The 12,287-nt window shown below is 57.4% G+C and carries 11 protein-coding genes and 2 pseudogenes; 11 read left to right on the forward strand and 2 right to left on the reverse strand.

Annotated elements, in window-relative coordinates; all coding sequences use genetic code 11:
- Positions 1 to 123 precede the first annotated feature (123 nt).
- Positions 124 to 465, forward strand: coding sequence for a hypothetical protein (locus tag HNQ71_RS16335; RefSeq protein WP_184873588.1), 342 nt, complete (start codon positions 124 to 126; stop codon positions 463 to 465).
- Positions 455 to 1,600 (forward strand): hypothetical protein, encoded by a 1,146-nt coding sequence (locus HNQ71_RS16340; protein WP_184873589.1) that lies wholly within the window; start codon positions 455 to 457, stop codon positions 1,598 to 1,600. The genes HNQ71_RS16335 and HNQ71_RS16340 overlap by 11 nt, the downstream gene beginning before the upstream one ends.
- A 724-nt stretch (positions 1,601 to 2,324) precedes the next feature.
- On the opposite strand, the gene HNQ71_RS16345 is transcribed toward HNQ71_RS16340, so the two are convergent.
- Positions 2,325 to 2,516, reverse strand: coding sequence for a hypothetical protein (locus HNQ71_RS16345; RefSeq protein WP_184873590.1), 192 nt, complete (start codon positions 2,514 to 2,516; stop codon positions 2,325 to 2,327).
- Between the two features lie 637 nt (positions 2,517 to 3,153).
- Between HNQ71_RS16345 and HNQ71_RS36060 the strand changes: the two genes are divergently transcribed.
- The 3 genes and pseudogenes from HNQ71_RS36060 (at position 3,154) to HNQ71_RS16360 (ending at position 5,698) form a co-directional block, all read left to right on the forward strand.
- Positions 3,154 to 3,441, forward strand: a complete 288-nt coding sequence (locus HNQ71_RS36060) for a DNA ligase-like domain-containing protein (RefSeq protein ID WP_246461597.1) — start codon at positions 3,154 to 3,156, stop codon at positions 3,439 to 3,441.
- Positions 3,442 to 3,826: 385 nt separating this feature from the next.
- Positions 3,827 to 4,433, forward strand: a pseudogene (locus tag HNQ71_RS16355) (cysteine hydrolase family protein).
- Positions 4,434 to 5,420: 987 nt separating this feature from the next.
- A pseudogene (locus HNQ71_RS16360) lies at positions 5,421 to 5,698 on the forward strand (hypothetical protein).
- 148 nt (positions 5,699 to 5,846) lie between these two features.
- Here HNQ71_RS16360 and HNQ71_RS16365 read toward each other — a convergent pair.
- On the reverse strand, positions 5,847 to 6,056 hold the full coding sequence (locus tag HNQ71_RS16365; protein WP_184873591.1) for a hypothetical protein: 210 nt from the start codon (positions 6,054 to 6,056) through the stop codon (positions 5,847 to 5,849).
- A 118-nt stretch (positions 6,057 to 6,174) separates the two neighbouring features.
- On the opposite strand from HNQ71_RS16365, the gene HNQ71_RS16370 reads away from it, so the two are divergent.
- From HNQ71_RS16370 to HNQ71_RS16395, 6 genes are all read left to right on the forward strand, one after another.
- Entirely contained in the window at positions 6,175 to 6,708 is a 534-nt protein-coding gene (locus HNQ71_RS16370; RefSeq protein WP_184873592.1) for an inorganic diphosphatase, read from the forward strand.
- Positions 6,709 to 7,415: 707 nt separating this feature from the next.
- On the forward strand, positions 7,416 to 8,318 hold the full coding sequence (locus tag HNQ71_RS16375; protein ID WP_184873593.1) for a GGDEF domain-containing protein: 903 nt from the start codon (positions 7,416 to 7,418) through the stop codon (positions 8,316 to 8,318).
- A 340-nt stretch (positions 8,319 to 8,658) separates the two neighbouring features.
- Entirely contained in the window at positions 8,659 to 9,660 is a 1,002-nt protein-coding gene (locus HNQ71_RS16380; protein WP_184873594.1) for a YhjD/YihY/BrkB family envelope integrity protein, read from the forward strand.
- Positions 9,661 to 9,705: 45 nt separating this feature from the next.
- A complete protein-coding gene (locus HNQ71_RS16385; RefSeq protein WP_246461599.1) occupies positions 9,706 to 10,092 on the forward strand; it encodes a response regulator in 387 nt (128 codons plus the stop codon).
- A 202-nt stretch (positions 10,093 to 10,294) separates the two neighbouring features.
- Positions 10,295 to 11,134, forward strand: coding sequence for a PRC-barrel domain-containing protein (locus HNQ71_RS16390; protein ID WP_184873595.1), 840 nt, complete (start codon positions 10,295 to 10,297; stop codon positions 11,132 to 11,134).
- A 633-nt stretch (positions 11,135 to 11,767) separates the two neighbouring features.
- Positions 11,768 to 12,286 carry a hypothetical protein gene (locus HNQ71_RS16395; protein ID WP_184873596.1) on the forward strand — a complete coding sequence of 173 codons (519 nt, stop codon included), beginning with the start codon at positions 11,768 to 11,770 and terminating at the stop codon, positions 12,284 to 12,286.
- The last annotated feature ends 1 nt before the right edge of the window (position 12,287 follow it).

The following is a 12,287-nucleotide window of genomic DNA, read 5'->3' on the forward strand; positions in this document are numbered from 1 at the left end:
AGCCGCTCGCCCATAAGCCTACGCGCTTTCCGGCCAAGCGTCGATTGTAACCCTGCCGGCAAGTGCCGCGGGCGCGTTCTCTCCCCACAGTGACTAAGAACTCTCTTCCGAACAGGAATCGAGATGCAACTAGAAGATATACCGGACGCCACGATCCGCCGGATGATTGACTACACCGCAGCGTCAACAAGCCTACTACGCATCGGCAGACACGATTTTCGCATCCCCTTCATCGTCGTAGATGAATGGGCACGGAAGGGTCACTGCGTCCTCTCCACCAACCGCCTGGCGCGCGATTTCAAGTCGACGCGACGCACAATGTGCGCCGCTATCCGGCGCCTGCTCGAGGCCGGGGTAATCCGAGAAATCGATCGCACCAGTGACGGGCGGCCGATATTTGAGCCGTGCCTAGAGATTGGCGACGAATGGCGTGCCGCGAAGGAGGCACGCGTCAATGCCCATTAAGGACGTCGGTTCCCTAGACCAGTTCCAGCTCGCCCTATACGCCTCCAAGGGCGCCGAGCCGCCGCTGAATGGCACGGACCTCACCGTGCTATTAGAGTTGATTGACAGGTTCAAGAAGAAGGATGGCGTCACCTTCCCGTCGAGTGCCGGACACCTGGCTCGCGAAACCGGCCGCCCCATCCGGAGTGTTCAAGAATCAATTCGCCGGCTGCAGGACATGCACCTTGCAGAGATCGTGGACCAGGGCACCGGCACCCGCGGCAAAACCTACACATTCAATTTTGAATGGGTGCGTGAGGTGGCCGCTGAAATTAAATCTGAGATTGAATCGCGTTCGATTGCACGCAAAAAGCGCAAAAAGAAAATTCCCGCTAGCGACGCGGATAATCGCGTACCTAGCAATGAAATCCTACCTACGCGGAAATCCGCGCCACTAAGAGACATTGTTACGCGGAAATTCGCGTACCTGACCGGTGTAGCGACGCGGGAATCCGCACCCCAAACCTACGTGGTACCTACGGGTACCTACGTAGGTGGTGCTGATGCACCGCCGTTTGGCTACGCCACGTCGGGCATCAGACCACTTAAGAAAGACGGCAAACCAGACTTCACAGTCTATCCGAATGTCGAGAGGTGGGTGACGATCACCAGCGTCGACCCAGAAGATCTCGAAGACGACAACGCAAAGTGTTTGACTTTCAACTACACCACAGACTGTGGCATTCAGTCTGACATCTTCATCGTCACCAGCAGCGATGATGAGAGCGAGCAAGCAGATGGCCAGAAGGTCCTGGGCAGCCTGCTTGATGCTGTGGGCTTAAGCGACATAGAAACCGCTGAGGAGTTAGTGGGGCGCCGTGCTCGGCTCTTGCTGCACTACCACAATGGCGGTTTCGTTAAGTGCTTGCCGCGTGAAAACGGCGACGACACTCACGACAGCATCGAGGCGCCAGCCATTCCACAGGTCGACCGCAGCGGCATCGTGATCGACTATGATTGGAAGCCGACTCCGCACATCGAGAGGCCACGCGTCAAGTTTGTTCCTCGATACTCAGTGGTGCCCGAAGCCGTGAAAACGGTACACGAGATGGCCCAGGACTGGGCCGCCCAATTCGACGAAGAGGAGGCAGCATGACGATAGTCTCCACCGCGACGGACAGCATCACCAAGCGCCGCATAACGTGGGAGGCACTATGGAAGATCCGGCCTGACTTGCGGCCTGCGAACGACAATGAGCAGCGGAGGGGTGGTGCAATCGTTGTCGACGCCAAGACGCGTACGAACGCACGCGCGAGTGGGTAACGGGGTGTAGGCTCAAAAACCAGTCTTACCATTGCGACCGATGTGGTCTGTAGTTCTGCTAAATCTGTATAAATTTCTTTCTGACAATGCAGGCCTGGCCGGTTCCTCCTATTGGGATGACCACCCGATGACCATGACAACCCGAAAAGAAATGCTAGCCGCCGCAGATGCTGTCCTGAGGCGCCGGCCAGGTGACGTTCATCGAGGGCTAAGGCGTTCATATCCGCTCCCCTGAGACGCTGAAGATCGCAAAGCAATTCGGGGCCGCCATCCTCTCCGCCACCGACATCGCGGTGAGTTTGTGCTGACCTCGAAGCAGCGTGCCCCCAGGGGTAGGGGTCTCGATCGCCAAGGTGAGACGGGGCTGCAACCGCTTCGGGATCCAAGTCTGCAAAAGCGTAAGAAATCTGATTTTTGCAGGAAAACCGCACGCGAAATGCCCGCCGCCAGCCATGGGCGCATGACGCCGAAAGAGATCGCGGAGCACGCAGTCAAGATGGCCGAAGCGGTGCCTGGCGAGGCTGCCATGCACCTGCGTGGCATCCGGTTGCGCGCTGCTATTCGGTCTTTGCCGGCACTTCTTTCTTTATAGTTTGAGTGTCCGCAGCCTTCGACACATCCGCCTTCTCGACGCTCGCTGTTTTCTGCGTGTCGACCGATGCCTGTACCTTTTCGTGAAAGGGGCAATTGGCACAGGCGGCGGACACGGAGAGGCCTAGCGCTGTCGCCATTACGAGGAATGTTTTCATTCTCATCTCCTCATTCGTACATGATGCAACGTAGCGTGCCTGGCACCGACAACAAAATCACTTTTGTCCTGTCCTCGCGCGCTTGCGCGCACGCGCGAGGGAAATCCGTAATTGCGTTAGCGCTGGGCGATGCGCGCGGTCCTTGGGTCGGATCATCCCAAGGGTTGCCACCCCCCTTCGGGTCGCGGGGTCAACATTTGAATTGCAGATGCACGCGGTCAGGGAAAGCGTTCCGAACAGCGATTTGCCTGCCCCCGGAGGGGGTATCTCGATCCTTGGCGCCATCCGAACCCGTACAGATTGCTCGCGAAATGTTAGCAGCAAACCGTGATCCGAAGGACGCATTCATGGAAACATGCAAATGGGGCAACATCCGGTCATCATCCAGGATGATACCGGCGACGGCTACTGATCGCCCTATGCCCCGGCTGCTCGATCGCGAGAGCCGGGTCATGTCGGCTTCCTGTTTCCTTCATTGAAGCCCGCTGCCAAGACGGCGTTACAAAAAATAGTGTTCGCCGCCGTAGGATTAGGCGGACCAAGGTCTGTTAGCTTTGTGATCACCACAATTTGCCTAAACTTGTTCCGGAACCATTTTAGCGCATGCTGGGTGAATCGCGGCTTTGCGAGACAGTTCATGCGTTTGAAGTTCATCCCGCCGTTGATGCCAACCCCGGTGGAGAGGCCTCCCGAGGGCGATCGATGGATTCACGAAGTCAAGTTCGACGGGTATCGCTCCCAACTCATCATCGATGACGAGGGCGCTAGGATCTACCTGATCGGCCCGCGCTCTCCGCAACGAGACGCGGGCTTTTCAGGGAGGGGAAGAGATGACCCGACAAGCCCGGTGACAACCTACGTCGTAAGCGTCTTTGAGAAGGAAGCATTGCGGCAGCTCAATATGTCAAATTTAAATGCGGCGTAGTTGCAGCAATGCTAATGCAGCGATGGCGGGGGCTCTCGGAGGAGAGCCCATGGAAGTTCGTGACCTTGTTGCCAAGATGGCGGCTACACTGTTGAAGCGCCGTGCCAATAGCCTATCTGCATCCGTTCGACCGATCCGCGCATCGTTGGCCGACATTCCGGTCAAGCCGAGGCAGACGCAGGCGTATAGACCGTCGCCTCCGGAAAGGCCGGCCAGCAACATGTAACTCGACGACTTCGCGGGAAATTGGCCGGGGGCTATTGGGTGGGGTAGGCCCGTCGCTTCGCAAGTGGGGGGGCAGGCCTTGACCGCGAGGAACCCGAGCGGTCAGTCGGCGCGCCGCCGAAGGATCGGAACATTCGCAGCGTGCCGAAGTTCCATCTGCATGTCGATGCATGGACTGGTATATGGCCCGCTAGGCGACCGATGCATGCATGTCTGTGTGGACATGCAGCGGCTGTTTGCCGAACCATCACAATGGGCCACGCCCTGGATCAGCCGTGTCCTCCCCCAGATAGAGCGGCTTGTCGCACGGCGCGCGCCGCAGACGGTTTTCACGCGCTTCCTACCTGCTCGCAAGCCGGGGCAAGGCACCGGCACATGGAAACGCTATTATGAGCGGTGGGCCTCGATGACGATCGAAAACATAGGTCCCGAAATGGTCGAACTGTTGCCGACGCTCGCCGGATACTGTCCGCCGGCGACGACGATCGGACAAGCATATCTACTCGCCTTGGCTCGAGGGTCACCTAAGAGCCTATCTGATGGAACAGAACGTCGACACGTTGGTCATCACCGGCGGGGAAACCGACGTGTGTGTTCTGGCCACGGTGCTCGGCGGGATCGATTTCGGCTATCGGGTGGTTCTCGTCACCGACGCGCTGTGCAGCTCTTCTGACGCGACACATGATGCACTGCTGACCGTCTATCACCAGCGCTTCGCGCAGCAGGTCGAGACGGTCGAGATGGAGAAGGTTCTCTCGAGTTGGTGAAGTCGCCCTAGGTCTGGCGATGACAGGTAGCCAAAACGACCTACGTGGTGAGCGTGTTTGAGCCGCATTGGCGGCTGCCAGTAGCCGCTAGATCATTGGACTGTCGGCTTCGGTATGAACTTGGGCGTTTGTAGATCGTAGCCCAATTATGTTGCCTGAGCAGGCCTAAGTATGATCGGGACAACATCACCCTCGGTCGGGAACAGTAGTAAAACGACGCCCCCGACTACTTCACTCATGGCTACCTCCCACTTGTCGATGGCAATTGCGTGCTTCTCGCTCTTGATCTCGGCTGCCATTGGATTGCCCCATCTATTTAGTTCCCCGAGGGCAGCATCGCGCAACCTGTACGCGAAGGCAAGCTAGAAGGAAGAAGGCCGGCGCCATAGGGGAGGTTGCCTGAAAGGCGCCGGCCAAGCGGCAAATCAGGTCCGCCGCAGCGTTAGGGTAGCCGAGTCTTGACGCAACGTCATGCCTGCATCGCCAGATGCTATCGCCTTTGAAGCGGGTAATTGAGGACGTCCGATCGGCCCGCGCTCTTTGCCGAGACCAGCGCTCTTGATTGGCCAGCGGACATAAATGATCGGCAAAGCCCGAGACAGCCTACGTCGTGAGCAGAGCGCTACACCCGTGTGAAATCGGCCATTCTCCGAAGGCTTCGACCACTTCACGCAGGGTAAACCTTCAGCATCACGTTGTTCCATCGTAGCCTCCGACCGGTGCGGCTGGCCCGGCGCCTTCTTTTGGACACTGAACAAACCAGAGGGCGCCGAGCCTTTGCCGGGGGAGCTTTTGAGGGAAACGGCGCCGAGAAGTGAGAATGGCGCTCTCGCTAGAGTTGACGGAATCCAGCCTTTTGGACGATGCCCGGCGCCGCCCCGCGGGAGGTTGCGCCGGGCGGGCGGAACATAGACGTAAGCGGTGGGAACCGAGTTCAACAGACGACGTTTTTCCGGAAGGTCAGGACGAATGACCACGGAGGAAACAATGAACATCAAGATGCTCACAATGGGCGCGATGGCGCTTGCAATGATGACTGGCTCAGCTTTTGCGGGCAGCACATCCGCGCTCGATGATCCGACAAAGATGTCGCCGTTCTTCACCGACGCCGGCATGAAAACCATGAAATCCGAGGCGGATTTCAAGACCGCATGGATGCCATGAAACCCGACGAACAGAATGCGGTGTTGAAGGACTGCGGCGACACCACACTTAACAAGTCGCATGCAGATTTCTGCGCTATGGCAAAGATGATGGGCGGCTAAATCTGGGTTGAATGTCGAAGGCGGGCGCACGCCTTCGATCAATTGCAGGCGAGCGCCATCGCGCGGAGATTGCCCGCAGCCGCCCAAATCCTCCAGGTCAGACGTCGCCGAAACCGCGGATATCCAGAACGCGTCAGCCACATCCCGGCTAGTTGTTCTCTCGGCGCTTCTCAATCTCATATGTTATCCAACGGCAGAGCATGCCGAGAATCGATAAGACGGCGCCGCCAACCAGACAGGCTGCCAGCAAATAGCTTTTCGAAGCGGCCGACCAGCTTACCATGGCGAGCATGATCACGCTTGTCGTTGAGATGAGATAACCCACTCCCTTCAGCACGTGCAAAGAGGCTTTTGTCATATCTGGATCTCTCCTTACTCGGCTCTTTGGAACATTCCGTGCGCTCTGAAGTTCCATCGCGTGCCCTGCGATTGGTGATGGGAGAGCGCCGCCCAAATCCGAAGGAGACGAATCCTCGATGCCCAACTACCTGAAGCTGCCGACGGTCACCAAGGGCCTCATCCGCGTGGTGATTGAAACTCCGCGCGGCGCCACGGCGAAGCTTGCGTTCGATCCGGAAACGCAGGTGTTTGGCTACGTCCGGCCTTTGCCGGTCGGAATGACATATCCCTACGATTGGGGTTTCATTCCGTCTACATTGGGCGAAGATGGTGATCCTCTGGATGGGCTGGTGATCCATCAGGCGTCGACGGCGCCTGGCGTTGTGATCAAATGCAATCTGCTAGGTGCCTTGCGCGTCAAGCAGAAGGACGCGGGCGGGAAGGTCTTGCGCAACGATCGCTATATCTTCTGTCCCCACAAAGAGGATGCTTCGGACGAGCCGGTGGCGGCGGATCATGTTCCCGATGACTTGCGGCGCGAGATCGAGCTGTTCTTTCACTCGTCCGTGGTTGGAACCGACAAGGTCATAAAGTTCAAAGGCTGGCAGAACGGCGCGGAAGCTCGGAGGGCAATCAAGAAGGGCATGAATGCTTTCGCAGCCCGTCAGTGAGGTTCGCGACTAAGTGCTCAATCGGACGTCTTGAGCGTCCCCTGACGAGGGTCCTCATCTTGTCCACGCTGCCCCTACCGTGCTTCCGCTCTAATGCAGGGATATCGTCAATTCTTTACTTTGCCAGGTGCTCAACCTCAGTCATCAGCCGGTTGAAGGCGGAGGCATCTTTAGCCGTATCAAATGGCCGGGCTGTAACTGTTCCGTCTACTGTCAGAATGACAGCTAGGAACGGAAAACAGAGCATTGGTCTGTAGACGGCGTATGATGGACGCTTTTCCATCGCCCTCTGATAGGGGTGGGTTCGTATTAGGCAACGTGGAATATTTGCTTAGAAGTGCCATGAAACTTCCAAGTGTCCTACCGGTAGCGCCGGCGTCCAGGTCTAGAAGCGGCTTGCGCCGCGCATGGCAAACGCGACGCCGGTCGAATTTGAAACAACGCTACGAGCTCGATCTTTTTCGATGCCGTGGAGTTCTTGAATTGGCCTTCGAGCTGATCGCGTTTACCAGCAACGTGATCAAAGATCATCATCCGTGAGTTTACCCACTCCTGGGCTTGTTGGGCTCAAGGGCGCCGGCCAGGCGGCTAGTTAAGCGTAGGCTTCATGGCGCCGCTCGTCGCCAACAGAAAACGCTCTCTTTCAGCATTTTTAACGGGCTCCGACGGGTAATTTCCCCTTAAGCCAGAACCTGTAAAAAGATGGGATGGATGAGATTTCCAGCAAGCTTCTCCATCTCTACGATCACACGCCGGTGTTGGTGGCGGTGTATGACAGTTTCGATCGCCTACGCTACGCAAATGAGGCATTTCGTTCGGCATTTTTCGTTGACCCCGACGAGATGCCGTTGTGGCCAGATCTCATGCGCCGCAATTATTACGCGGGCAGAGGAACCGTTATCCGTGAACGGGATTTCGAAGCATGGCTGACCCCCACGCTGTCGAGACGCGGCAAGATTGGGTTCAGAGCATTTGAGACCGATCTTGTTGAGGGACGCTGGCTCTGGATGACGGAGACTGTTGACCGTGAAGGCTGGATGCTTTGTATCGCCAACGACATCACGAAATTGCGGGCCAGCGGACGATCGGTTCGGCAAGATCGGGACCTGGCTATAAAGGCCTCTAACACGGATGACCTCACGGGCGTTGCCAATCGGCGCTTTGTGATTGCCCGTTTGGAAGAAATGCTCCGTCGATCGGAAACGCGCAATGAGCTTGGCTGCGTCTCTGTGATCGATCTCGACAACTTCAAATACGTCAACGACAGGTTCGGACATCCGGCGGGTGACATTATTTTGCGGGACTTCGCAGCGCGGATCCAGCGGGAAGTTAGAAGGAGCGATTGTTTTGGCCGCGTGGGAGGTGAGGAATTTCTTTTGGTGCTGCCGAACACATCTATGGACGCGGCCGAGCTGATCGTGGAACGCATGCTGGCCGCCATTCGCGGCTCAATACCCCTCAGGGGTCGGCCGGAATTTGGATATACTTTCTCGGCAGGTATCGCGACAGCTCAGGTGGGTGACATTGTTGCCGACGTGCTGGCGCGCGCCGACAGTGCCCTCTATTCCGCAAAAATAGCCGGCCGAAATCGCATCCATTTGGCAGCTTGATAAATCGCACAGGACCGACACTCCCCAGGATGGCCTTCCAAGCTCAGGCTCGACTTCGTCGTTCATCAAACCAATATCGTCGAGCGTGCGCGGCAGCGAACTGGGAGCTCTGCGGTCTTGGATTCAGTACCTGCGCTTGGGCTAGACCACGGGCTTACTAAGCTTGTTTCGTTTTGCCGTGTCACCTTCTGACGCCCGCGAGCGGAAGAAAGGAGCTTCGCCTAGAAGACGCGACAGCAATTTTCTTGGTGTCCAATGGCGCGACCCCCGACTGGAACATCGGAGGTTCTGACGCATTGCTAATGAACGCTATTTTGAACTCACTGGCTACGGACTCGAAGTGAAACCATCGATCACAAAAGTGTGGCAATTGGTGAGAGAAAGCGTAGTCGGCTTCATCAACGACAATGCTCTTAGTCATGGTGCTGCGATGGCTTTCTTCGCTGCCACATCGCTGGCGCCGATTTTGCTGATTGTAGTCGCTATCGCAGGTCTCGCTTTCGGTCATGATGCCGCACAACTAGCCTTGTCTGCCCAGATCTCGGGGCTGATGGGGCCAGAAAGTGCCGATCTACTTCAGGCTGCGTTGGAGAATGCATCGAGCAAGCTATACGGGACCTGGGCCGCAGTAATCGGGCTAGTCACCTTGTTGGTAGCCGCGTCTGGCGTCTTTGGTGAAATGCAGCAATCGCTGAACACGATATGGAAGGTCGAACCGCAGGGCAGTTCCTTGTCGCGTCTGATGCGGGCACGCGCTGCCAGTCTGGGCTTGGTGGCCGCGCTCGGTTTCCTATTGCTGGTCTCTCTTATTGCAAGTGCTGCGATTTCGGCTCTGGGCAATTTTATCAACGCTTATCTGCCCTTCGGCACGCTTATCCTCAGCATGATTAACGCCATCGTTTCGTTTGCCCTTATCTCCCTGCTGTTTGCTGCCATTTACAAAGTTTTGCCCGACAGAGCGCTCGAATGGCGCGATGTCGGGATTGGCGCAATTATCACCGCCGCCCTCTTCACGATTGGAAAATCTCTTATCGGTTGGTATATCGGCACTAGCGCGATCGCATCCTCGTATGGCGCCGCCGGTGGACTGCTCGTCATCCTTCTCTGGGTTTACTACTCATCGGAAATCTTTCTTCTCGGAGCCGAATTCACTCGCGCCTATTCCGTTCGACACGGCAGCAGGTCAGATCTGGGCGCTCTGGTTCACAGTGGTTCGGCTGCAACAGACGTCTCCTTTCGCGCGAAGCAAAAATCCAGCTCCAGTGGCATTGTAGCGCTGATAGCGGTTGCGTGCGCCAGCGCAACGATGACCGCGCTTTTGCTTGTCCTTAGCCGTCCATGACATGTTGAAGCCGATGAGGCAGGTGAGGACAGCAGGCGTGGGCTGTTGACGTCGATTCTTCTGATAGACGACAGCAGCGCACTTCGGCATCTGACAGCTGAATCGCGGCGGCAGCGGGGGTTTTCGGTGACTTGTGCAGCAGGGGGTGCCGAGGCGCTCGCGGCTATTGAACGGACGCCACATGATTTCGACGTGATCGTCACAGACTTTGCTATGCCACTGGTATCCGGAGTGGAGGTCATTCGGTTTGCGCGCACTCTCCGCTCGGATTGGCCAGCGGTAATCATAACCGGGTACGCTGATGCGAGCGCGATTGCCGATCGTCCGTCGGACGTCCCGCTGCTAAGCAAGCCATTCCGCAAAAAGGATCTCATTGAGAGCATCTTTCACGTGATCGCCCATGCCAGCTCCAAGGCGATCAAGGCAGGGTAGGGCAGCCCGCCGCTCAACTCGATCTCGGCCCGGACTTGCATGTTCGGGCAAATCCCTATGAACGCGCGGACCACAGGTCGGCCTAAGCGGAACTTGTCCACGAGAGGCTCGTTGTGACTGTGCATAGATGCCGCGCCCAGCCGCCTTGCACGGGTTCAGCCGAGCGCGGCGTGCATCAACGAAACGCACAAGGAAACATACCATGATCCGCAAACTTTTGACCACCACCGCCGTGGTCACGCTGCTGTCATCAGGCCTGCTGGTATCGGGCGCCCATTCTGAAGATGCCACCAAGCCCGCCAACGCAACGAAAAATGCCACTGCAACCGCGCCTGTGGCGGTACCTGACGGGAGCCTCGTGAGCAAGATCATGGGCACTGCGGTCTACAACAGTGCCGCAGACAATGCCGAGAAGATCGGTGACGTGAATGACATTGTTCTCGCCAAGGACGGTAAAGCCAAGTTCATCATCATTGGTGTCGGAGGCTTCCTGGGGATTGGCGAAAAGAACGTCGCCTATGATTTCAGCAAGGCTGAATGGGTCGAGAAGAACGGCAGCCGGTGGTTGGTCGCCCACACGACAAAGGAAGATCTCCAAGCCCAGGCCAACTTCGACGCCAAGGCCTATGACACAGTCGCCGCCCCCTCTGCCGCGCCTGCGGTTGCCACTGACAACACCGCCACGGCCGCCATCGACAAGTCGGCCCTGACGGAGATGCCCGCGGACAAGATCAGCGCGGAGAATTTGATCGGAACCACTGTATACGGCGCCGATGATGCCAAGGTTGGAGAGATCGGCGATATTGTTTTGAGCACAGACAAGAAGGTTGACGCCATCGTCGTCGACGTCGGTGGTTTCCTGGGCATCGGAGAAAAGTCGGTCGCAGTTGGAATGGAAGAGCTGAAGTTCATGACCGACAAGAACGGCAACCGCTACCTCTACACAAACCTTACGAAGGCCCAACTCGAAGCGCAGGCCGCCTACGACAAGGGCACCTACGCCCAGAATCGCGACAAGCAGCGCATCATTCTTGGCAAGTAAGCACATTTCTCGCTGGCTCGCGTCTATTGTGACGCGAGCCGGTTATAGGAGATGCAGGTGGGCGGGAATCGCGGAGACGGAACATTAGCAGTTCCGAATAGTTGATTAATGCTTCGGATGCCGCTGTTTGGCTCCGTCGCAGGCCGATGTGCAAACATCGGCCGGCCCGCGCCATCGGTCCCTCCGTGGCGCGGGCCTTTTCACGCATCCAAGACGGCCGAGCTTTGTGCCATGTGATCCACTGATGAGATGTGACGGTGCGGCGAAATGAGAACGGCGCCAGATCAGTCAGCCCGGTCGCATGAAGCCCGGGGCTTCGGTGGTAGGATTGTCGATTGGCTGATGCTGGGAGTGGTCGAGCATTCCGTCTGAAAATTGATGGTGGGGAGCAGATAGATCCCTTGTGACCGACCGGATTGATCTGCACCAGTGAGTACGCTCGTAACAAGTGCTGCGTGAAGTTTTGTCGATTGCCCGCGATGTCAGTTCCGACGGAGGCCGGTATTGGTTAAATGTTTGGACCGCCTCTAATGCCGTTCGCGGCGCTGGGCAGGCGCAATAGGATTATTCTACAAACGCAGGAACCGCAGGCTTGTGGCGAAGTTCCACTCTACACAACAGGAGTGAAACATCGTGAACACGTCAGACACAAACGACTTTCTCGGATCGGGTCTTTCCAACGAGAATCAATGGCAGGCTGATGCCAACCGTGCCGGGAAAAGCAAGGAGGCGCTCGGCAAATTGAAGACGAGCGCGGCCGAGACCGCAACTCACCTCAAAACCGCCGCCGCCTCGGTGTCGACCGACGCCAAGGACTATGCCGGCTCTGTCGCTTCCGACGCTGCCGGTGCATTCAAGGAAGCCGTCGAGTCCAACAAGACTGCCGGAGCAGATGCGATTGCGAACATCGCGCACTCCGTCAAGGAGGCCGCAGACGGGATCGAAAAACAATCGCCTCAGGTCGCGAGCATGGTGCGGAGTGCAGCCGAAGGTGTGGAACGAATCTCCACCGACGTCAGAGATCGCAATGTCGGCGAACTGCTCGACTCCGTTACGAAATTCGCGCAACGCCAACCGGCGGCGTTCTTTGGGGTCGGGATTCTCGCCGGCGTGATGCTGACCCGCCTCATGCGCAGCTCGGATCGTTCCTGAG

Source organism: Mesorhizobium sangaii, assembly GCF_014207355.1.
Taxonomy (GTDB): domain Bacteria; phylum Pseudomonadota; class Alphaproteobacteria; order Rhizobiales; family Rhizobiaceae; genus Mesorhizobium; species Mesorhizobium sangaii.